The following is a 26,694-nucleotide window of genomic DNA, read 5'->3' as shown; positions in this document are numbered from 1 at the left end:
TCACATGGGATGGGCGAACCGGCGTAACTAGCGGCGACTGCGCCAGCGCACCCGGGGGTTGATCACCAGGGCGGTCTGCGCCGGGGGATTACCTGCAATCAGTTGCTGCATCAGCTCGAAAGCGGCACGGGCTAGCGCCGGACAATCCTGCGCCACCGAGTCGATGCGCATGGGAATGCAGTCGAGCAGGTCGTGATCATCGAAGGTACACAGCCGCATGCCCGTCTCCATCAGTCCCGCCTCGTTGAGGTAGCGCAGTACACCCTCCAGCAGGGTAAAGGAGGCGGTAAAGAGCCCCTTGGGTGGCGCCCCCAACTCTGCCACCAGCTCGGCCATCAGCTGATAACCGGAGCTCGGCTGATAATCGCGATGGCGCACCCGGATTGCATCGGCTTCAAAACCGGCGCGATGGAGCCCCAGCTCATAGCCCGCCAGCCGGTGGCGGCTGGGGGAGAGATCCAGCAAACCGCCGACGTAGTAGATCTCCTCGCCACACTCGCTGGCCATATCCCGCACCAGCTCGGCGGTAGCCTTGCAGGCATCGGAGATCACCATGGGCAGGCGCGACTCACCGATGTGGCGGTCGAGCTGTACCACCGGCAGGCGGTCGTGAATGCGAGCATAGATGTCATCGCTGTGGCCGCTGGAGGCGACAATCAGCCCATCCACCTGACGGCTGATGAGGTTGTCCACCACCCGCTGCTCGAGGGCGGGATCATCCTCGGAGCAGGCAATCAGCAGCTGGATGCCCGCCTCCCGACAGTGGGCCTCGAGAGCACGGGCGATGCGGGCAAAACCGAAATTGGTGAGATCGGGGATCACCAAACCCCAGGTGTAACTGCGGGTCTCGCGCAGGGAGCGGGCGTGAAAGCTCGGCAGGTAGTGGCACTCATCCGCCACCGCCTGAATGCGCTTGCGGGTATCGTCGGCGATCCGGTACTCCGCACTCTTCCCGTTGAGCACCAGACTGGCGGTCGCCTTGGACACCCCCGCCAGTTCGGCAATCTGGGCAATCGTGATCCGTTTCTTCTTCTCCACCTGGCCTCCCGGCTGACTAGAACCGGGCTATTGTACTAGGCACGCCGACAGCGGCCAGTGATTGAGGCAAATTTTGCAGCCATCATCGCCGTTACCTGATGAAAGTTGCGGCTTTTCTCCGGGGAAGTAGCGCGCAGACAGGCTGTGGCGGCCCTCATCGATAAAACACTCCAGACTGGAGCGATCACACAAGACGGTGATCCACCCACCAGACCAAGGGCTGCTGCGGGTCTCCCACGCCCCGCTCTGCCAGTTCTGGCGCCGCAAGGTGATATGCCCCGGCTGCCACACCAGCTCGGCCACGGCACCGAACCAGAGGCTCCCCTCCCCGCAGAGATCCAGATCGAGCCAGGCCGCGTCGATGGCCAACCCCGGAAATTCGCCGAGCGCCCCCTCGAAGCGGGTCAGATCTCCCTTCAATGCCGCGAGCTCGGCCACCGGTCGCTGGCAGAGCCACTCATCCTGCCAGAACAGCTCCCGCGGGCAGCTCATCTGGTGGATCCAGCCGTGAGCGACAGTAGGTTGGCTCATCTCGTTCTCCTCCGGCAGCCCCAGCCAACCAAACAAGAGGCGGCGACCCTGACTGTCTCGAGTGGTTTGCGGCGCATAGAACTCGAAGCCCCGGTCCAGCTCGTAGAAAGCCCCGTGCTCGAAGCGCTCGCCGTCGAAATCGCCCGCCAGCCAACCGCACTGGTAGAGGTTGCGATAATCCTCTCCGGCCGGGGCAATCCCTTGCGGGCAGCTGATCAGCACATGGCGATCCCCTAGCGGGAAGAGATCCGGGCACTCCCACATATAGCCAAACTCACCGAGACCACCGTGCCCGCTACCGGCGATGGGGCCCACCAGCTGCCAGCTCTGCAGGGTCTCGCCGCGATAGAGCAGCACTTCGCCCCTGTCGTCCAGGGTGCGCGCTCCCAGCACCATCAGCCACTGTTGGCCGTCGTGCCACACCTTGGGGTCCCGCACATGGCCGCTGTAGCCTTGCGGCAGCTCCAGCACCGGCCCCAGCTTGGCAAACCCGCCCGCACCGTCGGCGCGGGCCAGACACTGATAGGCGGTGCGGCTGCCATCCGGGTATTTGACGTTGCCGGTGTAGATGAGGGTCAAACGCCCCTGTTCGTCGCTCACCGCCGAACCCGAATAACAGCCGTGGCTCTCATAGGCTTCGGTGGGCAACAGCGCCACCGGCTCGTGCTGCCAGTGCAGCAGATCGGTGGAGGTGACGTGCCCCCAGCCCTTGTTGCGGTGCTCGCAGCCCAGTGGATTCCACTGGTAGAAGAGGTGGTAGCGCCCGTCATGCTCGATAAAGCCGTTGGGATCGTTGAGCAGCCCCACCGGGGCTGCCAGATGCCAGCGGGGCCGATAGGGATCGGCCGCCGCCTTGAGCTGTCCGGCCAGCAGCGACCGGACAATCTGGTTGAGAAGATCGCGTTCCTTCATCACTCCACCTTGTACTTGAGCAAGGTGGAGGCGGCGAAGGCGGTGCCAAAGGCGATCACCAACCCGATGATGTAGTGAATGAGGCTCATGGGCTGGACGATGGCCATGCCGGGAATACCGGTCAGCCCAACCGCCGTCATCCCCACCTTGGCCGCCACCACGTAGGCGCCGCCGCAGGCCCCGCCAAACAGACCGGCAAGGAAGGGCTTGATGTAGCGCAAGTTCACCCCAAAGATCGCCGCTTCCGTGATGCCCAGCAGACAGGACATGGCGGCTGGCACGGTAATGGCCTTGATCTTCACATCACGGGTCTTGAAGTAGACCGCGAGGCAAGCCCCCCCCTGTGCCACGTTGGCCATGGCCCAAATGGGCAGCAGGAAGTTGACGCCAATTTGCGGATTAGCCAGCAGTCCCGCCTCGATAGCGTGGAAGCTGTGATGGATGCCGGTGATGACGATCAGCGAATAGGTGCCGCCAAATACCAGCCCCGCCAGCCAGCCCGCCTGCTCATAGAGAGCGCTTAGGCCGAACGAGATGCCATCCCCCAGTACCCGACCCGCCGGGCCGATAAAGAGCAACGCCACGAAACCGGTGATGATGACGGTGAGAAACGGCGTGAGAATCAGATCCAGCGCATCCGGAATGCGCTTGCGCAGCTGTTTCTCCAGATGGGACATAAACCAGACCGCCAGCAGCACCGGGAAGACGGTGCCCTGATAGCCGATCATCGCCACATTGAGCCCGAAGAAATCCATGGTCTTGAAGCCACCGGCCACGCCCCAGGCGTTGGTCAGCGCCGGGTGGGTGAGAATACCGCCGAGGGTCGCCCCCAGATAGGGATTGCCGCCAAACTCCCGCGCCGCCGTAAAGCCGATGAGGATCGGCAAGATAATAAAGGCCGCCGAGCTGAACATGTCGAGCATCACAAACAGGGCGCTGTCGGCATTGACCCAGCCGTAGGTGCGCACCATGCCGAGCAGCCCCATCAGCAGGCCCGAGGCGACGATGGCCGGAATGATCGGCACGAAGATGTTGGAAAGGGTTCGCGCCAACCGTTGGGCCACGTTGAGCTTGGCCGCAGCCATGTCGGTCAGCTCCGCCTTGCTGGCGGTGCCGGTACCGGTCAGCGCCACAAACTCCGCATAGACCTTGTTGACCAGACCGGTGCCGAAGATCACCTGAATTTGGCCCGCGTTGCTAAAGCACCCCTTGACCCCCTCCAGCTTGTCGATGGCGGCCTTGTTCACCTTGCTGTCATCGGCCAGCACCAACCGCAGCCGGGTGGCGCAGTGGGCAGCGCTGACGATGTTCTCCTTGCCCCCGAGCAGGGGCACCAGATCCTTGGCTATCGCACTGATATTCATATTCTTCCTCTTATGACCCGCCACGCTGGCGGGCCCTTGTCACATGAGAGTAGGGGCTGTCGAGCCGGGCTTCTAGCCGCAGATCAACAGCCGCTTGCGCTTGATCGCAAAAAGGCATCCAGTTCGGTGCGGATCGGCAGCGCCGTCATCGCCCCCTTGGCGGTGGTGGCGAGCGCCCCGCAGCCGTGGGCCTGAGCCAGGATGGCGGGTAGCTCGGCCAGAGTCGGCAGCGACGAGCGCCCGGCCAGCGCCGCCAGCAGACCGGCGACGAAGGCATCCCCCGCCCCCGTGGTGTCTAGCGGAGTCACCTTCTGCCCCACCCACTCCAGCAGCTTGCCATCGAGACGGGCCACCACACCGGCCGCCCCCCGGGTTACCAGCACCAATGCGGGGCCAGAGAGGGTAGCTAGCCCGGCGACCAGATCATCCTTGCCGCTCAGCAGCTGCAACTCCTCGATGGAGAGCTTGACCACATCCGCCTGCGCTATGGCCTGACGCACCAGCGGCAGCATCTCGGCGGGGTTGCCCCACACCTCGGGGCGCAGGTTGGGGTCGAAGCAGACCCGCCCGCCTGCCGCCTTGATGGCCGCCATGGCCTGCAGGCAACTGCCGCGCACCGGCTCGTTGGCGAGCGCGATGGAACAGGTCAGCAGCCACTGACCAGCATCGAAGCGGGGCAACTCATCCGGGGTGAGGAATTGGTCGGCACTGGGGCGCACCATAAAGGTGAAGCTGCGCTCCCCCTCATCATCCAGTGCCACCAGCACGGTAGAGGTGCGATGGTCTGGATCAAACCGCAGCGCGGCGATATCCACCCCCTCCCCGCTAAGGGTGTCGGCCATAAAGCGGCCGAACGGATCGGCGCCGACCCGGCCGATAAAGGCCGCATCGCCACCCAGCCGTGCCACGCCAACCGCCACATTGGCGGGCGCGCCACCCGGACACTTGAGGTAGTGCAACGCCCCTTCCGGGATCAAGTCCACCACTGCATCCCCCATTACCCACACACGATTCGTCACCTTGCTACTCCACTGCTGCATCGGACCCACGGTCAAAGCCGAACTCTGTTCTGTTGGCTGGCATTATCAGCTAAACCGTTTTAGCCAACCAACAGATCTCCGCACTGGCTGCCATTTTTGTGATCGGGATAACGAACTAGAACCAGGTTTCCATCTGTACGCCAAAGTTCCACTCGCCACCGGCGGTGAAGTTGCTCTGGCCCATGGCATCGTCGCTGGCGTAGTTGTCGAGCTCCGATGACCAATCCATCCAACTGGCGAACACCCGCAGCTCGGGCCGCTCGAAGAAACCGGCGGTCTGCGCCTTGAAGGTGGGGGCGAAGGTGAGCTTGGTGAAGTTGCCATTCACCGCTTGGCGTCCCTTGTAGCCCTTGGGATTGAGATCCATGTACTGCCAGGCCGCCTCGTAGACCAGCTCGACGTTCTGGCTCAGCACCTGGGCCACTCGGGTATTGAAGGTAAGCCAGCGGTACTCATCCCCTTTCACGTAGCGATCCTGACTCTGCTCGGCCAACAGGGCCGGGGCAAAACGCCAGCGCGAGTTGAGATCGGTGGCGCCAAACACGGCGACCCGCACCGCATCGGCATCCGGCAGCAGCTCGCTATCAGAGCCCAGCCCCTTGAGCTCGGCCCCCAGCCCATGACCGTACAGCACTGCCGCCTTGGCAAAACCGGGGTTGATGCCAAAGAAGCTCTCGCCGTGGTAGGCCAGCAGGGTGTGTGCCCCCTTATCCGCCGCCTCGCTGCCCGCCCCTTTGTCATTGATGCGGGCGTCATTGTCCTTGGCCGAGAGACCGTTCACCATCCACTGCCAGTTACCGACGCGGTTGTTCATGGTGAGGATGTAGCTCTCGATATCGGAGAGACCGCTGGCGCTGATGTCGCCGTAATCGCGGCCATAGAGGGAGAAGTTGGCCTTCCAGCTGTCGGCCAGCTGCACATCGTAGACGCCGCCGCCAGTACCGGCCAGGAACACCACGTCGGAATCGAGCCAGTGGATATCGAAGTTGTCGCGGTCAAAGCGCTTGCCCGCCCACAGCACCGCGTTCTTGAAGGGGCCATCGAAGCTCGCCAGATTGCCGATCTCGGCAAACACCTGACGGGTATTGAGGCTCGAATCACTGGCGGTCCAGTCGTTGCTGGTCTCCACCCCGTCTGCCAGCATCAGCTTGTAGCGGGCCCAGCTGCCATCCTCGAAGGTCTGAGTTTTCAGCAAGTTGGCCTCCATGTAGGTGTCATCCTCGTTGCCAAGGCGACCCACTGCCCCGCCCACCGAACCGGCTGGGGTGAGGTAGGGGCCGCCGCGCCCGCCGTTGCCATTGCTGTTGACCAGCAGGCCCGAGCGAGCGTAACCATGAAACTCGAAACCCTGGGCGCCTGCGGTCTTCTCATCCACCTTCTGGCTGCGACTGTCGGCCACCTGCGCCTGCTCGCTGGCGGCGCTCGCCTTCACTTCCGCCTGACTGGCACGGCTCTCTGCCGCCTCGGCTCTCGCTTCGGCCGCCTGCACCCGCGCCTCCAGCGCCGCCAGTCTGGCTTCGACACGCTCCTCTTCGACACGCTCCTCTTCGACACTCTCCCCTCCGACACTCGCCTGCGCCGCCCACAGCGGGCTGCTCATCCCCAATCCCAGCGCTACCGCCAGCGCCAACTTGCTCTTGAACATCATCATCTTCCTCACCTGTCATCTGTGGCCCGAACGGGCGCTGTTGTTATCGACAGCCAGAGCATAGCTAAACCGCTTTAGCTAACTCAATATGACAACTAAACCGTTTCAGCAACGGTGTGAGCGGGATAACATTTGTACAGCAGGAATTGGCGGGAGTTGTGAGGAGGATCCCTCATCAGGATCCACTCAATAGGGCGGATCCTGGCTAAATGACGGGCAAAAAAAGAGCCGGCGCAGGGCCGGCTCTGTTTATTCGGGTGGCTGAAATCAGCGGGTCAGATCGTCGAAGAAGCGTTTCACCCCTTCGAAGAAGCCTTCTGATTTCGGCTTGTGGGTCTTGGCAGCGGCACCGCTGAACGACTCATCCAGCTGACGCAGCAGCTCTTTTTGGGATTCGTTGAGCTTGACCGGGGTCTCAATGACCACTTTACACATCAGATCGCCAACCTGGCCGGAGCGCACAGATTTAACGCCCTTGCCGCGCATGCGGAACATCTTGCCGGTCTGGGTCTCGGGAGTGACCTTGAGCTTGACGCGGCCATCCAGGGTCGGCACTTCGATCTCGCCACCCAGGGCGGCCGCGGTGAAGCTGATGGGCACTTCGCAGTAGAGGTTGTTGCCGTCACGCACGAAGATCTCGTGCTCTTTGACGTGAACCTGTACGTACAGATCCCCAGCCCCTGCGCCCGCTTCGCCTGCTTCCCCTTCGCCGGAGAGACGGATACGATCGCCAGTATCGACGCCCGCCGGAATTTTCACCGACAGGGTCTTGGTCTTCTGGTAGCGACCTTCGCCGTGGCACTTGCGGCACGGATCCTTGATGATCTTGCCGCGACCGTGACAGTGCGGGCAGGCCTGCTGCACCGCGAAGAAGCCCTGACGCATCTGCACCTGACCGGCGCCGTGGCAGGTCGGGCAAGTCTGGGCACTGCTACCGGTGTGGGCACCGGAGCCGTTACAGACTTCACAGTGAACCAGCGTCGGCACCTTGATCTCCTTGGAGACCCCGCGCACCGCCTCTTCGAGGGTCAGCTCCATGGTGTAACGCAGATCGGAGCCACGGGCCGGGCCACGACGGCCGCCGCCACGTTGGCCACCACCAAAGATATCGCCAAAAATATCGCTGAACGCATCACCAAAATCAGCGCCGCCACCAAAACCACCGTGGCCACCGCCACCCTGGCTCGGATCGACACCGGCATGGCCATACTGATCGTAACGGGCACGCAGGTTGCCATCGGTCAGGACCTCGTAAGCTTCCTTGACCTCTTTGAACTTCTCTTCAGATGCCGCATCACCCTGATTGCGATCCGGGTGATACTTCATGGCCAGACGTTTGTACGCCTTCTTGATCTCGCGCTCGTCGGCATCTTTTGCCACACCCAGCACTTCGTAGAAATCGCGCTTCGACATACTCATCCTGTTGCTTCGTAGCAGTTACGCAGACGGGCGTTGGTTACCCAACGCCCGTGAATTCATTGACTAAGCCGATGGGTGAAGCGAACTTCCCCCATCTGGGTAGGGCTTACTTCTTGTCGTCTTTCACTTCTTCGAACTCGGCGTCGACCACGTCGTCGTTAGCCTTGGAAGAAGAGGAGGACTGACCGGCATCAGCACCAGCGGCGCCTTGTTGAGCCTGAGCTTGCTGTTGAGCAATCTCCATCAGCTTCTGGGACGCTTCCAGCAGTGCCTGCTGTTTGGCTTCGATGGCAGCCTTGTCGTCACCCTTGAGGGTGGCTTCCAACTCGCTCACCGCGGCTTCGATCTTGCTCTTGTCGTCAGCAGGCAGGGCTTCACCGGCTTCGGTGATCTGCTTGCGTACCGAGTGGACCAGACCATCAGCCTGGTTGCGAGTCTGCACCAGCTCTTCGAACTTCTTGTCCTCGGCCGCGTTGGCTTCGGCTTCGCGAACCATGCGCTCGATCTCTTCGTCAGACAGACCGGAAGAGGCCTGGATGGTGATCTTCTGCTCTTTGTTGGTCTCTTTGTCTTTGGCAGAGACGTGCAGGATACCGTTGGCATCGATGTCGAAGGTCACTTCGATTTGCGGCAGGCCGCGCTGTGCCGGACGGATACCTTCCAGATTGAACTGGCCCAGTGACTTGTTGTCGCTGGCACGCTTGCGCTCACCCTGCAGCACGTGAATGGTCACGGCAGACTGGTTGTCTTCAGCAGTGGAGAACACCTGGGATTTCTTGGTCGGGATGGTGGTGTTCTTCTCGATCAGCGCAGTCATCACGCTACCCATGGTTTCGATACCCAGGGAGAGCGGAGTAACGTCCAGCAGCAGTACGTCGGTCTTCTCACCAGACAGTACCGCACCCTGGATGGCAGCACCCATGGCCACGGCTTCGTCCGGGTTAACGTCTTTACGCGGCTCTTTACCAAAGAATTCAGATACGGTCTTCTGCACCATTGGCATACGGGTCTGACCGCCTACCAGGATGATGTCGTCGATCTCACCAATCGCCAGACCGGAGTCTTTCAGCGCCATGCGCACTGGCTCCAGAGAGTCTTTCACCATGTCTTCTACCAGGGATTCCAGCTTGGCGCGGGTCACCTTGATGTTCATGTGCTTGGGACCGGTGGCATCAGCAGTGATGTACGGCAGGTTGACATCAGTCTGCTGGGCAGAGGAGAGCTCAATCTTGGCTTTTTCTGCGGAGTCTTTCAGACGCTGCAGGGCCAGTTGATCGTTACGCAGGTCGATGCCCTGCTCACGCTTGAACTCGTCAACCAGGTAGTTGATGACGCGGTTGTCGAAGTCTTCACCACCCAGGTGGGTGTTACCGTTGGTCGCCAGTACTTCGAAGGTGGTCTCGCCTTCAACTTCATCGATCTCGATGATGGAGATATCGAAAGTACCGCCGCCCAGATCATATACGGCAACCTTGCGCTCGCCCTTGACCTTGTTCACGCCGTAGGCAAATGCTGCGGCAGTCGGCTCGTTGATGATGCGTTTTACATCCAGACCCGCGATGCGACCGGCATCTTTGGTAGCCTGACGCTGAGCATCGTTGAAGTAAGCTGGCACAGTGATAACGGCTTCAGTGACCGGCTCACCCAGATAATCTTCAGCGGTCTTCTTCATCTTCTTCAGCACTTCGGCAGAGATCTGCGGCGGTGCCATTTTCTTGCCCTTCACTTCAACCCAAGCATCGCCGTTGTCAGCTTTGGCGATGGCATACGGCATGATTTTCAGATCACGCTGTACTTCTTCATCTTCAAAACGACGACCGATCAGACGCTTGATAGCGAACAGGGTGTTCTTCGGATTAGTGATGGCCTGACGCTTGGCCGGTTGACCAACCAGGATCTCGCCATCATCGGCATAGGCAATGATGGACGGAGTAGTACGATCGCCTTCTGCGTTCTCGATCACGCGAGCAGTGTCGCCATCCAGAATAGCGACGCAGGAGTTGGTAGTACCCAAGTCAATACCGATGATTTTACCCATTTGACGAATCTCCAAAAACTTTGAATAAACTGGCGAGGAACTCGCCTTAATGCGTTAACGGCTAGGTGGGGGCAGCCAATCTGGCTTTCAAGCTCCCGGCATCAAATTTTCTTGTGCCGCCGCGCCTTGCTTCCTATATGGGGTCGCCAGCCGCAGCTTCAAGCCCTAACCCTAAAAAACCACACCCTTTATCATGATTGAGCGACGGTTTTGAACCGTAAAGCCGGACAAGATGACGGGGTGCTGCACAGATAAACAAAAAGCCCGCCACGGGGCGGGCTTGGGTACCCACAACCAATCAGTCGATCGCTTTGGCGATCATCACCATGGCAGGACGGATCACCCGACCGTTCAGCTCATAGCCTTTTTGCATCACGGCGATGACGGTATTGGGTGCCACATCGGCACTCGGGATCATGCTCATCGCCTGATGGGCATTGGGGTCAAACGGCTGATTGGTGGGGTCCAGTGCCACCAGACCGAACTTGGCCACACCGCTCTGCATGGATTTCAGGGTCAGTTCGACACCTTCGATCATCGGCTTGAGGGCTTCGTTCTCTTTGTCGGCCAGTTCGATGGCACGCTCCAGGTTGTCCAGCACTGGCAGCAGCTCGCCTGCGAACTTCTCCAGCGCGAACTTATGCGCCTTCTCCACGTCCTGTGCAGCACGGCGACGATGGTTTTCCATCTCGGCGACGGCGCGAATGGCACGCTCCCGCTCCTCGAGAGAAGCTTGTTGGGCTGCTTCCAGTTGCGCTTCGAGTTCAGCAATGCGGGCCTGTTCGGCTGTCACTTCACTGTCTACATCGGTCGGCTCGACTGGTTGGGCTTCCACTTGCTCCATCGCTTCAACCTTTTGCTCTTCGTGGTTCATGACATCTCCAATTCAGGGTTACTTCAATCATTGCCGCTATTATGGGGATGCAGCCCCGGCTTTCAAGGGGTAAAAGGCCAATCAGGGCTTCTGAACCGCTGCAAGCGGCTATTTGCCCGTGTCACTGACCACTCTTTCGCCAACTGGCGGCAGGGTCACCGCACTATCCGGAGCGCCACAAGCACGGCAAAGCACTGTATACTGGCCCGCAATACCCATCCCAGACCTGACAGACTATGGATTCTCCGTTCAAAACCATCGCCCTGATTGGCAAACCCCACCATGAGGGGGCCAACCAGACGCTGACCGGCCTGCATCAATACCTGACCGCTCGCGGCTTTCGGGTACTGGTGGAGAGCCGGGTCGCCCAGACCCTGAGCATCCTCGATGAAAACGTGATGGATCTGGTACAGCTGGGCCAGCAGGCCGATCTCGCCATCGTGGTCGGCGGCGACGGTAATATGCTGGGGGCGGCGCGGGTGCTGTCGCGCTTCGATGTGGCGGTGATCGGGGTCAACCGGGGCAACCTCGGCTTTCTGACCGACCTCTCGCCGCAGGATTATCTGCTGCCGCTGGAGCAGGTGCTCTCCGGCCACTACAAGAGCGAACATCGCTTCCTGCTGGAAGCCTCGGTCTATCGCCACGGCGAGCGCAAGTCGAGCAATCTGGCGGTCAACGAAGCGGTGCTGCACCCGGGCAAGATCGCCCACATGATCGAGTTCGAGGTCTATATCGATGGCAGCTTTATGTATAGCCAGCGCTCGGACGGCATCATAGTCGCGACCCCGACCGGTTCCACCGCTTACTCGCTGTCAGCGGGCGGCCCCATCCTCACTCCCAAGCTCAACGCCATCACGTTGGTGCCGATGTTCCCGCACACCCTGAGCAGCCGCCCCATAGTGCTGGATGCCGACAGCGAAGTGCGCCTGCTGGTCTCGCCAGACAATCAGGACGACGCCATGCAGGTGAGCTGTGACGGTCAGGTGACGCTGGCAGTCCACCCTGGGGACGAGATCCTCATCAAGAAGAGCCACCACCAGCTTCATCTGGTGCATCCGCTCGACTACAGCTACTTCCACGTGCTGCGCAACAAGCTCGGCTGGGGCAGCAAGCTGTTTTAACCGGTGCGAGCCGACAACGACCATTCTAGAGAGGGCGCCTGAACTGGCGCCCTTCTCTTTTCTTTCGTGGCAACATTGCCCTCTGCACGCTCATATCAGTACAGCGCGCCAATGGTCATTACCGCATTCTCATAGTCATACCGCACTGGAGCGCTCTTCCTGTGTTAAAAATGGCGGCGCCCTCTTTACTGTATATAAGACCAGTATATACTGTATACATACACAGTAAAGTTGACCTATACAGGATGAGACCATGCTGACCCAGCTGACCGTCAACAACTTCGCCATCGTCAAGTTTCTCGAACTCGATCTGCAACCGGGGATGACCTGCATCACAGGTGAGACCGGTGCCGGTAAATCCATCGCCATTGACGCCCTTGGTCTCTGTCTCGGCGAACGAGCCGAAGCGGGTATGGTGCGACCCGATAGCGACAAAAGCGAGGTCAGCGCCCGCTTCCTGCTCGACAACAACCCGGCCGCCCGCGCCTGGCTAGCCACCAACGAACTGGAAAACGAAGGGGAATGCATAGTACGACGGGTCATCTCCGCCGAAGGTCGCTCGCGCAGCTACATCAACGGCGTACCCGTCCCCCTCACCCAGCTCAAAAATCTGGGCCAACAACTGGTCAACGTCCATGGCCAGCATGCTCATCAGATGTTACTCAAGCCTGATTACCAGCTCGCCCTGCTCGACGGTTATGCCGGTCACCATCTGCTGCTCAATGAAGTGCGCCAGCATTATCAACTGTGGCGCCAGCTGCAAAACGAGCTGAACCGGCTCAAGGCAGAGCAGCAACAGCGGGAAGCCCGCCGCCAGCTCATCGAATATCAGGTGCAGGAGCTCGATGAATTTGCCCTGCAGCCGGGGGAGTTCGAGCAGATAGAAGAGGAGCACCAGCGTCTCGCCAACGGCACTGACCTGATGCAAGAGTGCGGCAGTTGTCTCGATCTGCTTTATGACAACGAAGAGACCACCATCGCCGGTCTGCTGCAAGTGGCAGTAGACAGAGCCGAAGGACTGGTCGCCATGGACAGCCGCCTCACCCCGGTACTGGAGATGCTGAACGAAGCCCTGATCGGGGTGCAGGAGAGCCACAGCGAGCTGCGCAGCTACCTCGATCAGCTGGAGCTGGATCCCGAACGCTTCAACGAGCTGGAAGCTCGCCTCTCCAAGGCGATCAATCTGGCCCGCAAGCACCACGTCAAACCGGCAGATCTGGCCCAGCATCATCAAGAGCTAGCCTCCGATCTCGCCCGCCTCAACTCCGACGAGGAGCGGTTAGAAGGGATGGAAGATGAGCTGGCCGAGGCCCGTCAGGCTTTTGTCCAGGCTGCCGAAGCCCTGAGTCAGAGCCGTCAGCGTTACGCCCAGGAGCTGGGCGCCAAAGTGACCAGCAGCATGCACGAACTGGCAATGCCAGATGGCCGCTTTGCTATCGAGGTGCGCCCCGATGCCCAGAGCAGCCTCTCCCCACTGGGTATAGATCGGGTGGAATTCATGGTCACCACCAACCCGGGCCAACCCATTCAGCCGCTTGGCAAGGTGGCGTCAGGGGGTGAACTGTCACGCATCAGCCTTGCCATCGTGGTGATCAGCGCCCGCAAGATCTCTACCCCCACCCTGATCTTCGACGAAGTGGATGTGGGGATCAGCGGCCCGACTGCCGCCGTGGTAGGTCGCCTGCTGCGCCAGCTCGGGGAGTCGACTCAGGTGATGGTGGTCACTCACTTGCCTCAGGTGGCAGGCAATGGCCACCAGCATATAGTGGTGAGCAAGCATACCGACGGCAAAACCACCGAAACCCGGATGGATGCGCTCGACCAGAATGCCCGTCTCAACGAGCTGGCACGGCTGCTCGGTGGCGACCAGATCACCGACAACACCCTGGCCAATGCCCGCGAACTGCTGCGCCGCTGAATCAGGCGATAAGCCGATTTGCAGCGATGGCGACTGATAATGCTGACCAAACATGCTGACTGCGCTGGCACAGGCGAGCGCCATTGCCCTCGCAGTCAGCAATAGCCAATTGCCAATTGTGAGAACCGAAGACGCGTCAGGATTACCGACCCAGATCAATAAAATGGCGAGTTAGGCGAAGCTGGCAGCAACATGGGCGTGGATCCGGTTGCCTTAATGCAGCGGATTTCGCATAGTGTTGCCCCCCTTTATGGGTATCCAATTGTGAGGCTTTGTCTATGATCCACGTTTTTGGTCACAAGAATCCTGATAGCGACAGTATCTGCAGTGCGCTGGTTATCACCGACTGGCTCAATGGCCAGGGCCGTCAGGCCACCCCATGGCGTCTGGGTGACCTGCGCACCGAAACCCGTTTTATTCTGGAGCAGGCTGGCGTCAGCGAACCCGAGTTGCTGACCAAAGATCTGACCGGTGAAGATGTCTGGCTGGTGGATTTCAGTGATCTGGAACAGGGCCCTGCCACACTGGCACAAGCCAATGTACTGGGTCTGGTGGATCACCACCGTCTCGGCACCCTGGTCACCCAGTCTCCACTGGATGCCTGGATCCGGGCCGTCGGCTGCACCAGCACCATCGCCTTCGATCTGCTGAGCCAGCAAGGTACCGTGACCCGCAGCCAGGCTCGCCTGATGCTGGGTGCCATCATGAGCGACACCCTCTGTCTCACCTCGCCGACCACCACCGAGCAGGACAAGATCACTTGTAAGCGTCTGGCGCCGCTGGCCGAGGTATCACTGGCCGAGTTCGGCCAACAGCTGCTGATGGCAAAAACCGACCTGAGCGGCCTGACTCCGGCTCAACTGCTGCAGCAGGATGAAAAAGCGTTCCAGGCGGAAGGTTACAACTTCATCATGAGCCAGATCGAAGTGGGCAGCGAACAGCAACTGGCCGAGCAACTGCCGGCGCTGCAGCAGGAGATGACCCAGCGTGTGGCGAGCGAAGGGCTCGACTTCTTCGTGCTGATGGTGACTGACCTGACGGCCGCAGCCAGCCGCATCTACTTTACTACGCACCCGAAAGTACCGGCAGAGTCCAGCTACCACCCGGGCTTTGTCAGCCGCAAGAAGCAGGGTCTGCCCTGGGTGATGGATCTGCTGGCCAAAGCCTGATCCTCACTCGCCATAACCTATTCCAAAGCCCTGCCTCTACGCAGGGCTTTTTCATTGCCACCGCCAGCAGACTCCCCGCCCGCCTTGCTGACCATCTTGCTCATCCCTCCGATCTCTCGCGTATCCCTTTCACGGCTTATTGACAGTTAACCCCATAACTTTGCTTACATATTTGCGGCTGTTATTTACCAGGGCTTTGCTGCAGGATAATCGCCGCGCACAACCCTTTTCCGTTTCCATTCAGGTGATCGATGAACATAACCCCCAAGCAGAGAACCCTGGCCATCACCATTCTGATCGCCGTGGTGCTCCTCGGCTGGCTGCTCTGGCCCAGTCAACCCCCCAAGGCGATGCTGACCGCTCAGGTGACCCGCGAGGATATTGCCCAGACTGTACTGGCCAGTGGCGTGCTGCAGGCTGTTGAGCAGGTGGATGTGGGGGCCCAGGTCTCCGGTCAGGTCACCAAGCTGGCCGTCGAGGCCGGTGATCAGGTCAAGCAGGGGGATCTGCTGGCCGAGATCGATCCCCTGATTGCCCAGAACAACCTCAAGACGGCCGAGGCGGAGCTTGCCAGCAACCGCGCCCAGCTCAAAATCAAGCAAGCGCAACTCAAACAGAACGAACTCGCCTGGCGGCGCCAGCAACAGATGTTCAAGCAGGAGGCGAGCTCACGGGCAGATCTGGAGAGTGCCGAGGCACTGCTGGCCGTCACCCGCGCCGAACTGCAAAACAGTCAGGCCAATATAGACAGCGCGCTGATCAAGGTTGATCGGGCCAGAACCGAGCTGGGCTACACCAAGATCCTGGCGCCGATGGATGGCACCGTCATCAGCATTGTGACCCGTCAGGGCCAGACCCTGGCTGCCAGCCAGACGGTGCCGACCGTGCTCAAGCTGGCCAACCTCGAGACCATGACGGTCAAGGCGCAGATCTCCGAAGCCGATGTCACCAAGGTCAACGCCGGCATGCCGGTCTACTTCACCCTGATTGGCGATCCGGATACCCGCTATCAGGGCACGCTGCGCGCCGTGGAGTTAGCACCTACCAACATCAACGATCAGGCCGCTACCGGCACCACTACCAGCAATGCAGCCGTCTACTACTACGCCCTGTTCGATGTGCCCAATCCCGGCCATACCCTGCGGGTGGCGATGACCACCCAAGTAACCATAGTGCTCGGCGAGCGCAAGCAGGTACTCACTGTGCCGCAGACCGCCCTTGGCAAGCAGCTGGCCGACAACGAGTATGAGGTGACCCTGGTCAAGGAGGGCGATCAGAGCGAGACCCGTACCATCAAGACCGGCATGAAGGACGAGATCCGCATTGAGGTGATCAGCGGGCTGACCGAGAAGGAGGAGGTACAGCTCAATCACGGCGCCCCCGCCGCCAATGATGATATGGCGGTGATGCTATGAGTGAGCCCCTGAGCCAGCTGCCATTGATCCAGCTGAAAGGGGTCGAGCGACGCTACCAGAGCGGCGAGAGCGAGGTCACCGTACTCCACCCTCTCGACCTCACTATCGCGGCAGGAGAGATGATCGCCATTGTCGGCGCGTCCGGCTCCGGCAAGTCGACCCTGATGAACCTGCTGGGTTGTCTGGATAGCCCGAGCAGCGGTCAGTATCTATTTCGCGGTCAGGACACCGCCACCATGGATGCGTTGGCGCTGGCCCGGCTGCGCTGCCACCACTTCGGCTTTATCTTTCAGCGCTACCACCTGCTGCCCCATCTCGATGCCGCCGCCAACGTGGAGATCCCCGCCGTCTATGCCGGCACCAGCCGCCCGGATCGCCAGGCGCGTGCGCGCCAGCTGCTGGGCAGACTGGGACTTGCCGATCGCAGCCACCATACCCCGGGTCAGCTCTCCGGCGGTCAGCAGCAGCGGGTCAGTATCGCCCGGGCACTGGCCAACGGTGGCGAGGTGATCCTCGCCGATGAACCGACCGGCGCGCTGGATAGCCAGAGCGGCAAGGAGGTGATGGCGATCCTCAAGGAGCTGCACGCTCAGGGCCACACCATCATTCTGGTCACCCACGATATGAACGTGGCCAGCCATGCCGACCGGATCATCACTCTCAAGGATGGTCGGATTGAACAAGATAGTGGCCCCTGCCAAACGGCCGTGTTGGCTCCAGCCACCGCAACAAGCACAACCACAGCCCCTCAAAAAATAGTGCCCACTAAAGGCGCCATGGGCCACGATTGGGATCGTTATCGGGAAGCGGGACGGATGGCGATGCATGCCATGCTCGCCCACCGGATGCGCACCTTCCTCACCATGCTCGGCATCATCATCGGTATCGCCGCCGTGGTGAGTGTGGTGGCGCTGGGGCAAGGGGCGCGCGCCAAGGTGATCGACCAGATCAATGCGATGGGCACCAACACCATCGAAATCTTCCCGGGTAAAGGATGGGGCGATGAGAAGATGGCCAGCATCCAGACCCTCAACAAGGGAGATCTCGATGCACTGTTGGGGCAACCCTATCTTGCAGGCGCCAGCCCCGAGATCGGCAGCTCCGGCCAGTTGCGCTATCGCAACAAGACTAACAGCGGCAATGTGACCGGGGTTGGTAACGACTATTTCAAGGTGAAGGGAATGACGTTGGTCAGTGGTCGCTTACTGGAGTGGCAAGATATCCAGCAGCGGGCCGCCGTCGCCGTGGTGGACAAGAAGAGCATCACCAGCCTGCTTGGCAAGGATGATCCGGTCGGCAAGGTAGTACTGGTCGGCACCCTGCCGGTACGTATTGTCGGGGTGGTATCGCAGGAGACTGGCTTTGGCCCCAGCAGCCAGTCGGTCAATATCTGGCTGCCCTACAGCGCGGTGATGAGTCGCCTCATCTCGCAGCACCACTTCAGCCAGATCACCATCCGGGTCAAGGACGGGGTACAACCGGCACTGGCCGAGCAGGCGGTGATCGAGCTGATCACCAAGCGCCACGGGGTGAAGGATTTCTTCACCTTCAGCAGCGACAGCATCATCAAATCGGTGGAGAAAACCACCGCCACCATGACCCTGATGGTCTCGGCCATCGCGGTGATCTCGCTGATCGTCGGCGGAGTGGGGGTGATGAACATCATGCTGGTGTCGGTAGTGGAGCGCACCCGCGAGATCGGCATTCGCATGGCCGTGGGCGCCCGCCAGTCAGACATCCTGCAGCAATTCCTGATTGAAGCCGTGATGGTCAGCCTGCTGGGGGGGATCTTCGGCGTCGGCCTCTCTCTGGGTATCGGCGCGCTCTTTTCACTACTGGTGGACTCCATCAAGATGCAGTTCTCGCTCTTCTCCATCCTGATGGCCTTTGGCTGCTCGTCACTCATCGGGATCCTGTTTGGTTACCTGCCGGCACGCAATGCGGCGCGGCTCGACCCAGTTGTCGCACTGGCGAGGGAATAACAATGCACAAACTCTCCTGGCTGGCTCTCTGCATGGCCCTCAGCGGCTGTAGTCAGCACAGCACCTATCAAAGACCCGAGCTGGCGCTCGCCCCCACATGGCAACAGGCAGACGGCGCCCGACTGGCTGAGCAGGCGGGCCCCTGGTGGCGGGAATTTCATGATCCCCGGCTCGACAAACTGGTCGAATCGGTACTGGCCGCCAACCCGGACATGCGTGTGGCGGCCCTCAAGCTCAAAAGCGCCCGACTGGGCGCCGAGCAGGCCGATACCAACCTCACCCCTTCGGTCAATGGCTCTATCGGCGCCAGTGGTAACAAGGATCTGAAAACCGGCAAAGGCACCAACAGTCTGGGCCCCTCGCTGAGCCTCAGTTACGAAGTGGATTTGTGGGGCAAGCTCGCCTCGGTGCGGGATCAGGCAAGCTGGGAAGCGGCGGCAAGCGAGCAGGATCTGGCCAGCACCCGGCTGCTACTGATCGGCAATACCCTGGAGCAGTATTGGCAGCTCGGCTATCTCGGCTCCGCCATCGCGCTCGGAGAACAGCAGTTGGCCAATCTGGCCCGAACTGAACAGCTAACACAGACCAAATACCAGGCAGGCGCCATCACCCGGCTCGATCTGGCGCAGGCACGCCAACAGTTGGCAGGTAAACAGGCTGAGCTGGCCTCCCTCAAGGCGCAGCAGGAGCAGGCTCGCAACGCCCTGCGTCTGTTGCTGGGCCGCAGCAGCGGGCCACTGGAGTATGCACCCGCATCCCTTGCAAAGCAGACCATTCCTGAACTTGCAATGGGTATCCCGGCCGATGTGCTGGCCCGTCGCCCCGACGTCAAAGCGGCCGAATTGCGGCTGCGCAAGACGCTGGCAAAAGGGGACGAGATCCGCACCAGCTTCTACCCCAGCCTGACCCTGACCGGCAGTGCCAGCACCGCATCCGATAGATTGGCGCAAGTGCTGCAAAATCCGGTTGGTACGCTAGGAGCCAGCGTTGCCCTCCCCTTCCTCGAATACAATCGCACCCAGCTCGCCATCGAAAGCTCCGAGCTGGATTACCAGATCGCTGAAACCGAGTTTCGCAAACAGCTCTACACCGCACTGGTGGAAGTGGAGGACAATCTGGCCACCCGCCACTATGGCCAGCAGCGACTCGATTATCTGAAAGAGCAGCTAAGTTATGCCCAGGAGGCAGAACGGCTGGCCAAGGCCCGCTTCCAAGCGGGTGCAACCGGCGTACAAGCCTGGCTCGATGAGCAGAACCGGCTGTGGGATGCCCAGCAGAGCCTGCTGGCCCAGCAAAAAGAGCAGCTCACCACCACCGCCAAAATCTATCGCGCCCTGGGTGGCAGCGATAGCGTGACACCCCGATAACAGCCCACCCGGCCATTCCCCACTCTGCCAGCAGAGTGGGGAATGCCATCGCCATAGACCATACAGCATTCCCTCTCCCACACTGCAGCCGAACTCCATTGCCCATCATCAAGAGGCAGTCATGGCAGCGCAGCCAATTACATGCATCGGCCACCCTGAATATCCCGGCGATCTCTTGCCGCAGTCTTGATGCGGAAAGCGCCCTGCAGAGATAACGGTTACCGGATATTTCATCAGCAGAGGGCTTGTCTTGCTGGACGACGCCAGTGAAGCGCGAGAAACATATCCGGACATCGTATCTGCACTGCGTGTACAAATAGCGTTATCGCACCGGTGCTCCGAACGGCAGAATTAATCGCAAATAGTGAGTGATATTGAGTAAAGCAACAGTGAGGCTAAGCAACAGCAAAAAGGATACAAGCGAGGATGTAGATAACAGCGGAGGGGATTGGATAACGCGAGCAAAACGGCAAAAAATAATGCCGCCCTTGGGCGGCATTATTCGATTTCTAAACCTGACGAATTAGATCAGGAAATCGTTCAGGTCTTTACCCAGCGCTACTTGAGCAGCAATGGCTTTCGGCATACGGCCTTGACCGGTCCAAGTTTTCATTTGACCGTCTTCTTCATACTGATATTTGGCCGGACGCGGAGCACGCTTGCTCTTGGCAGCACCGGCAGAAGCCGCGGGGGCAGCAGCGCTAGCCAGCAGCTCGCGAGGATCAATACCCGCCTGCTGCAGCATTTCGGTAAATTCATTCAGCTTGCGCTGACGCTCTTCCTGTTCAGCTCGGTCCTGTTCAACAGAAGCAGCGCGCTCTTGATAAACCAGGTCAAACTTCTCTTTAGCTTCCAGCAGTTGCTCAAACGGCAGCTCACGAATAGCGGCGCGCAGACTGCGAATGTTCAGCAGAACTTTCAGAAACTCGTTCATTATTTCCTCACAAAAAAGTCGGTTACAGGGATAACCGTTTCAGAATAGCATGGACAATTCATAACTACATGCAATTTTTACCATCTGAGCAAATTTGGAAAGAAGATATGAAAATAAACTTGCCAGCAAGCTAACACGCTCATCCGTTAAATGCATTCCGCCGAGACATCCTTTTTGATATCACAGCCAGACTTAACATACGCATCTGAAACGATTAATTGGAGGTTCAGACTAATTGTTATAAAAATTTGTCAGAAAATACTATTGATTCTTCAAACTATGCCTGAGCAATGACCAACATCAAAAACAGAGCTATGCCTTCCCGTGTCATGATCGCGTTAAGCGAATGCTCTATATTCATCCACCGGCCACAGAACCTAAAAGCAAATAAAAACTTCAAAAACAACGACTTAACATCAAACAAAGAAACATGAAAAGGTTCTCCATTAAAGGGGGGGGGGTTGTCCCTCTTCCTTGCGCAACAGGCTCATTCCCACGGATTTAACGGGATAGAAGCAACCCGCCTTGATTGCCTCATATCCCATTTCTCCAAGCTTTAGTTGGCAGATCCAGTAGGTAAACTATCCACCCCACTGACCATTGGTTTAGACGTTGCCTCAATCAGTAATGGTTCTTTTGGATACCAACGGAGCGCTTCGGCTCTTAAATTATGGGCATCGTCAGGACGCCCCAACGCATTCAATGCAACAACCATGTTCGCGTAAATATTTGCTCTGGGCGTATGGCGTACAAAATCTTGCCCCCATGCCAGGTAAGCCTCCAGCTCGGTCTTATTCTGAGTCTGCAAACCCACCATCAGGCGCACCGCGTTTACATCAAACTCTACCCGCGTCAACCAAGCCATTGGATTGATAATATCCAGCAACAATGATGGCTCCTTATACCCCCCTCGTTCGTACTTGGTGACAATCCAGGCTGTATGAAGCGCAGTCAACATGAATGGCATGATAAACAAGGGGATCGATACGGCTAGAAAGCGTAACAACAACTTATGGGGATAGCGGTATACGACTATCCCTTTGGTAGCGAATGCCCCACAAGTTTCATCGATATACCAGACCAACATCAGTAAAAATATCCAGTGAGCAATGGAGTGATAGAAGGGGTACTCGACCTGGGTATGAAGTGTAATCGGTGCGACCAATGCTAATAAGGCCAATCCACGCGACCAGGATTGACCCATTACACGCCATATAACAGCCGCGCCCATCATCAGGAGTCCAATGACAGGCAAGATGCCGCCTTCAACAGCCCAGTAAATCAGCTCATTGTGAGGATGATCAAGGTTGTACTCAATCTGTGGCATTGCCGGATTCAATAACTTGTCTGACATATAGTTATGCAGGAACACTGATTCGAAAGAACCATAGCCCCATCCGGTAAAAGGATGCTGTGCCAGCAGGTGCCATGCATACGACCAATAGATAGTACGATATCCACCCGACTGATAAACAGAAAGGCCCCGCTTGACCCCTTCCACACCATGCAGTGATGCAAGTCCGATCAATACGCCCAATAAGATGCATGAGAGAGTAACCTTCAAGGCGTGGTTTCTCTTCAACCAGGAAAGCATCATCAGCACAGCCAATATTCCACCCAGTTGTCCAACTCTGGATTGCAGAACAATCAGCAGCGCCACAGAGCCAACGATCACGTAACCCTGTAGTACTTTCAACCATCGATGTTGATTAAGGGTATTTAGCCAAGCAGCCAGTGCCAAACCGGTTGCCATAAAGCTGGCCATCACATTGGGTTGTTGAAAAATGCCATAAGGACGATTTGCTTTGGTGTCATAGCCAAGCCAATTGCCCGGTGTTAATAGGTAATACTGCACCAAGCCCAAAGTCATCTCGATGGCTACCGCGACCAGCATAAGCATCAGCAGCTGTTGACGAGCCTTCTGTGCAAGACGGAACTGATACAACGAGAAGAGGAACAATCCACCGACGACAAGACCACCGAGGCGAGGAAGGGCGTAATCACGCAAGGTGACATCAGACCACGCCATGGGTAGCAACATCAATACAATAGCACCCCCCCAAACTTGCAAGAGTGTGCTGGATACCAATTCCCCTTTCGACGTGATATGCCACAACCCCATACAGATCATCAAAGAAGCAAATATCCACCCCCATGCGTTGAAAGGAAGATAGAGACCTGCCCCACCCGGGTTATGCATGAAAAAATGCATTCCAAGCCCCAGCCAAAGTATGCTTATCCCCCAAAAGAGAGAAAACACACGCTTTTCCCGATTGGCTGATGGCACTGATGACCCGGTGGACGGAAATGTAGGCATAAAAAAAACGCTCTGAAAAAATGGTGTTTCATACAACCATATTCAGAGCGCTTTACTCAAGCTATAGCATTAATTAGTCAGGGAATGATGCGTTGCTACTCAAACTGTAAAGACTGTATTTTCTGGCCAGCATCTGACCCCCATCTCTGGTCAATGGCATCCAGCCAATAGAGCCTTTGCTGGTTGTCGGGCGCAGCAACATCAAGTCGAAGGGAATAGTCACATAGATACCTTTGGTGAAACTACCCTCTCCATACTCATCAGCAGACACATCGGTAAGCGTTGCAAATACCCCCGCCACGACGCCGGATGAGAATCGTTTGGACAGATCCAGTGTCGCCCCGACATCCCCAGCCAGATAACGACCAATAGAGAGCTGGGCAGTCACATCGTCAACATAGGGCAGTTGCCAATAACCGGTGACATGACCAGTCGCCACATCGTAATCGGCCATCCGCAAGGTATTGTTCCAATCCCGTTGCTTGACCCAGTTCACATCAGCCGCAATCGCCCATGAACGACCAAAAGGACGATACAGCAGTTCAGCACCACCACCGGCGTACATCATCTCCAAATAACCGGCATAAGCCTGACCATACCACTCAGGTGAGAACTGCTCGAAATGGGTCGCTTGCAGGTTGTTAAGCAATACATCAGAGGAACTGACATATTCCCGTATCCAGGTTCTCACCCTGGGCAGGGCATCCCCGTCCAGCGGTGGATTCTTGTAATTGAACTTGTCGTAGTTATTGGCCAGGTTCACAAACACCGTGCCCCCCAGCCAGTTCTTCTCGGTCACCCGCCAATCACCATTGAAGTTGAGACCAAGCTGATACATGTAGAAAGACTCCGGGCCGCCAACGGACTGGGTCAACACCGGATCCACACTGTAACTCAGCGCTGAGCTACGACTTTCATGGCGAACAGGTGCCGATGGTGCATTGGCTGCGATGATATCCGACTTATAAGTGGTCTCTTGTCCCAATGGGAGGTCACTGTTTGCCAACCGTACAGAGTCCATGTCCACTACGGTCTCGCGGATATCGAGCCCTTTCTTCTGCTCAACGATATGCAGAGAGTGAACCGAAGCTGGCAACGCATTCGCGGCCAATAATGACATTCGATCTTCGGCTTCATCTGGCTTGCGATACTTCAGCTGCTCACCGCTGACAAAAACACGATCGTCCGTGCCATACCAGACCAGACCACGATATCCGGCATTGCTTTTCGTCTGCGCACTGAGTGCAGCCCAATCGATATAATCCAGTTGGGCAGGACTCTTTTCCGGTTGATACTCGGGCCGGGGCTCATCCAGATGGGCCTGCTGCAACTCATTAAAGTTGGTGCGCATAGTAATACCCCACATCAGGGTATTGCCACGCTGATAACTGAGATGGGTATCCATATTATCGAAAATACGATACACGGCACCGATATTGACAGGTGAACTATGTGGCAAGGCTCCATAGCCACCTTTGCTGTTACGGGCCGCATACTCGCGGCTGTAATCATTACCGTCATATTCCAGTTTCAGACGCAAAGGACGCCATGGCGTCTGATATTCGATACCACCAAACAAGGCGGCGGGGCCATGGAACAGACTATCGACCTCAAATTTGCCGCCATTGCCCGCATAGCCATCATTACGCTGACACCAGCTCTCTTTGTATTCACAGAAGGGGTTCTTGATATTGCCGCTCTCGGCCATGTTCCCCCAGCCCATCCCCAGGGTGAAATCAAACGGGCCATAACGTTTGCTGGCAACAACGTACTCGCTATCGAACAGGCCAGTCCCCATCAAGTCTCTGAAACCCAATGAAACTTGGGGTAAGTAATCAGACTCTTGCCAAAGTCGGAATTTAAAATCCATCGACTTGTCTTTATAAGTTTGATCCCCACTGAACTGCTCATAAGGGCTATACAAGCGGGTTCTGACATCGGTATAACGCAGCGTGGCCTCAAACCACTCAAATGGCTGCATGGAGATCGACCAGCGTCGATACTCTTCGTTATCCATGTAGTTGAAACTGAACTCGCCTTCTGCGGCCATTCTGGCACTGGGCATCTGCAGCAGACCGGCGCCACCGAAATCACTTTGTGACGGGCCATAGGGATCATTAGCCCCAGGAGCAGCAACACAAACAGTCGAGACTGCCAGGGCAATATATGAAAGTTTTGGAATCATTAATAAGGCACCCTGTTTGCAATTATCTCGGCGATCCGCTGATTTATTCCGGTAAATGAAGAGGGCAACAGATCAGGATCAAACCCGACCAGCAGTGCAGCACCCGCCATGGGTTCACGATGAAGCTTGTTCCAGACGGCGACGGGGACCATCTCGATATCACCAGTTGGCTGGATCAACATAAGATGAGCCGAGTCAGCCCCCTCCAGCAGCGCATCACGCTTCCAATACTCATCGACACCAGCGCCGGGTATCAGAGGCAACGTAGGGAGCGCTTCTATCAAGCCAAACATGGCAACCTGAGAGTGACGGGCAGCAATAAATAGTCGGTAGTTGCCTTCCAGGCGGGGGTTCTCCTGCGGGGAACGCTGGGCGTTGTCAGGATCAACCATCACAGGCAAGCGACCGGTGACAGTCATACCTTCAAGTTGACGCGCAAGACGAGCCGCAGAAGAGGCAAGTTGAGCCTCGCCTTCGCTGCGCCATGCACTCTCGAGGCGTCCCAACTCACGGATCACCACCGCTTGCTTGAGCTCAAACTCATGTTGACGGGCCAGCGTCGTAATTTGGGCTGATCGCCAATAGATGGGTGATGGCAGCAGCGTGTTTCTCAGCAAGGCGTCAAGGCGCGCCCCCTCACTCAAGGTGATGGGATCTTGAAGACGCCCCTGATAGTAAATGCTGACGCTGGTATCAGCGAGGCAAGTACCGGAAAGCAATAAAAGAGATAGGGTCAGTTTTTTCATGACGAGAATGGCTTCAAAATGGTGAGTTCAATGACCGGCAGATCAGGGCCGAGATGTTGCTGGGTTTTCACTACCTGACCACTAACCGGATCTCGCCAGAAAATGTTGGTCCAGGATTTCCCCCCCGGGAACATTGAAACAGTCTCTTCAAAGCGCGTAGCTGAAACTCGTCGCGTTACCAGATCCAGCTCATCCTGCCCGGCACTAACCATCTTCCCTTCAAGACGGTAGCCGCTGAGATAGCGCTGTTCCCACTCTGACAAGGCACTCCAGTTGGCAGATGAGGTAGCAGCCATCGACAGTGGGTCGGCAGAACCACTCTCGCTCATGACCAGATCATTTTCCATACCGACAGTTTTAATGACACGACCGTGGCGGGTAATAATCATGACCCGATCGGCTGTCAGCCAAGAGAGTTCATCTCCATTGACATAAGCCAATACCACGAAGATCCGCGGGTTATCACCGATTTTCAGATAAGCGCTTGCATAAGGCAGTTTATTGACATGCTCGGCACTGACGGTCACATCATCGGCCCCCAACACGGCATATTTGATAGTTTCGCTCGTCACAGAAGCAGTATTTGAACAACCAGTGAGAGATAACAAACCAAGAAAAACAAGATTGCGCGATAAAGACATAGAGTGACCACAGTGACAAATAAAAAAATAAGGCT

19 protein-coding genes are annotated in these 26,694 nt (G+C 57.9%); 6 read left to right on the top strand and 13 right to left on the bottom strand.

Annotated features, from left to right (window positions below):
• Positions 1-27: 27 nt before the first annotated feature.
• The 8 genes from BN1135_RS02705 to grpE all read right to left on the bottom strand — a co-directional run bounded on the left by BN1135_RS02705 (position 28) and on the right by grpE (position 10,864).
• Positions 28-1,038: a substrate-binding domain-containing protein gene (locus BN1135_RS02705; protein WP_042018667.1), complete on the bottom strand. Its 1,011-nt coding sequence runs from the start codon at positions 1,036-1,038 to the stop codon at positions 28-30.
• 27 nt (positions 1,039-1,065) lie between these two features.
• Complete coding sequence (locus BN1135_RS02700) at positions 1,066-2,481, bottom strand: glycoside hydrolase family 32 protein (RefSeq protein WP_042018666.1); 1,416 nt, start codon at positions 2,479-2,481, stop codon at positions 1,066-1,068.
• The gene (locus tag BN1135_RS02695; RefSeq protein ID WP_042018665.1) at positions 2,481-3,845 is read right to left on the bottom strand and encodes a sucrose-specific PTS transporter subunit IIBC; all 1,365 of its coding nucleotides are present in this window, start codon (positions 3,843-3,845) and stop codon (positions 2,481-2,483) included. Before BN1135_RS02695 ends, BN1135_RS02700 begins: the two co-directional genes overlap by 1 nt.
• Before the next feature lie 83 nt (positions 3,846-3,928).
• Complete coding sequence (locus tag BN1135_RS02690; RefSeq protein WP_082186733.1) at positions 3,929-4,885, bottom strand: aminoimidazole riboside kinase; 957 nt, start codon at positions 4,883-4,885, stop codon at positions 3,929-3,931.
• A 115-nt stretch (positions 4,886-5,000) separates the two neighbouring features.
• Positions 5,001-6,536 (bottom strand): carbohydrate porin, encoded by a 1,536-nt coding sequence (locus tag BN1135_RS02685; protein WP_139245032.1) that lies wholly within the window; start codon positions 6,534-6,536, stop codon positions 5,001-5,003.
• 264 nt (positions 6,537-6,800) lie between these two features.
• The gene (gene dnaJ, locus BN1135_RS02680) at positions 6,801-7,946 is read right to left on the bottom strand and encodes a molecular chaperone DnaJ (protein ID WP_042018662.1); all 1,146 of its coding nucleotides are present in this window, start codon (positions 7,944-7,946) and stop codon (positions 6,801-6,803) included.
• Positions 7,947-8,058: 112 nt separating this feature from the next.
• Entirely contained in the window at positions 8,059-9,990 is a 1,932-nt protein-coding gene (gene dnaK, locus BN1135_RS02675; RefSeq protein ID WP_042018660.1) for a molecular chaperone DnaK, read from the bottom strand.
• A 298-nt stretch (positions 9,991-10,288) separates the two neighbouring features.
• Entirely contained in the window at positions 10,289-10,864 is a 576-nt protein-coding gene (gene grpE / locus BN1135_RS02670; RefSeq protein WP_042018658.1) for a nucleotide exchange factor GrpE, read from the bottom strand.
• A 236-nt stretch (positions 10,865-11,100) separates the two neighbouring features.
• On the opposite strand from grpE, the gene nadK reads away from it, so the two are divergent.
• The 6 genes from nadK (at position 11,101) to BN1135_RS02640 (ending at position 19,836) form a co-directional block, all read left to right on the top strand.
• On the top strand, positions 11,101-11,985 hold the full coding sequence (gene nadK / locus BN1135_RS02665) for an NAD(+) kinase (RefSeq protein WP_042018657.1): 885 nt from the start codon (positions 11,101-11,103) through the stop codon (positions 11,983-11,985).
• Between the two features lie 253 nt (positions 11,986-12,238).
• On the top strand, positions 12,239-13,903 hold the full coding sequence (recN, locus tag BN1135_RS02660) for a DNA repair protein RecN (RefSeq protein WP_042018654.1): 1,665 nt from the start codon (positions 12,239-12,241) through the stop codon (positions 13,901-13,903).
• Positions 13,904-14,181: 278 nt separating this feature from the next.
• Complete coding sequence (locus BN1135_RS02655; RefSeq protein ID WP_042018653.1) at positions 14,182-15,072, top strand: manganese-dependent inorganic pyrophosphatase; 891 nt, start codon at positions 14,182-14,184, stop codon at positions 15,070-15,072.
• 251 nt (positions 15,073-15,323) lie between these two features.
• Complete coding sequence (locus BN1135_RS02650; protein WP_042018652.1) at positions 15,324-16,487, top strand: efflux RND transporter periplasmic adaptor subunit; 1,164 nt, start codon at positions 15,324-15,326, stop codon at positions 16,485-16,487.
• Complete coding sequence (locus tag BN1135_RS02645) at positions 16,484-18,469, top strand: MacB family efflux pump subunit (RefSeq protein ID WP_042018651.1); 1,986 nt, start codon at positions 16,484-16,486, stop codon at positions 18,467-18,469. Before BN1135_RS02650 ends, BN1135_RS02645 begins: the two co-directional genes overlap by 4 nt.
• Before the next feature lie 2 nt (positions 18,470-18,471).
• The gene (locus BN1135_RS02640) at positions 18,472-19,836 is read left to right on the top strand and encodes an efflux transporter outer membrane subunit (protein WP_042018650.1); all 1,365 of its coding nucleotides are present in this window, start codon (positions 18,472-18,474) and stop codon (positions 19,834-19,836) included.
• Positions 19,837-20,359: 523 nt separating this feature from the next.
• Here the strand turns inward: BN1135_RS02640 and BN1135_RS02635 are convergent.
• The 5 genes from BN1135_RS02635 to BN1135_RS02615 all read right to left on the bottom strand — a co-directional run bounded on the left by BN1135_RS02635 (position 20,360) and on the right by BN1135_RS02615 (position 26,659).
• Positions 20,360-20,770 (bottom strand): H-NS family histone-like protein, encoded by a 411-nt coding sequence (locus BN1135_RS02635; RefSeq protein ID WP_042018649.1) that lies wholly within the window; start codon positions 20,768-20,770, stop codon positions 20,360-20,362.
• A gap of 556 nt (positions 20,771-21,326) precedes the next feature.
• Positions 21,327-22,970, bottom strand: a complete 1,644-nt coding sequence (locus tag BN1135_RS02630) for a PglL family O-oligosaccharyltransferase (protein WP_082186732.1) — start codon at positions 22,968-22,970, stop codon at positions 21,327-21,329.
• Positions 22,971-23,160: 190 nt separating this feature from the next.
• Positions 23,161-25,272, bottom strand: a complete 2,112-nt coding sequence (locus tag BN1135_RS02625; RefSeq protein WP_042018648.1) for a YjbH domain-containing protein — start codon at positions 25,270-25,272, stop codon at positions 23,161-23,163.
• The gene (locus BN1135_RS02620; protein ID WP_042018646.1) at positions 25,272-26,018 is read right to left on the bottom strand and encodes a capsule biosynthesis GfcC family protein; all 747 of its coding nucleotides are present in this window, start codon (positions 26,016-26,018) and stop codon (positions 25,272-25,274) included. Before BN1135_RS02620 ends, BN1135_RS02625 begins: the two co-directional genes overlap by 1 nt.
• The gene (locus tag BN1135_RS02615) at positions 26,015-26,659 is read right to left on the bottom strand and encodes a YjbF family lipoprotein (RefSeq protein WP_042018644.1); all 645 of its coding nucleotides are present in this window, start codon (positions 26,657-26,659) and stop codon (positions 26,015-26,017) included. The genes BN1135_RS02620 and BN1135_RS02615 overlap by 4 nt, the downstream gene beginning before the upstream one ends.
• Positions 26,660-26,694 lie beyond the last annotated feature (35 nt).

Source organism: Aeromonas sobria (assembly GCF_000820145.1).
Lineage (GTDB): Bacteria > Pseudomonadota > Gammaproteobacteria > Enterobacterales > Aeromonadaceae > Aeromonas > Aeromonas sobria.
Note: the sequence above shows the minus strand (reverse complement) of the source record. Positions and strands in the feature narration are given on the sequence as shown.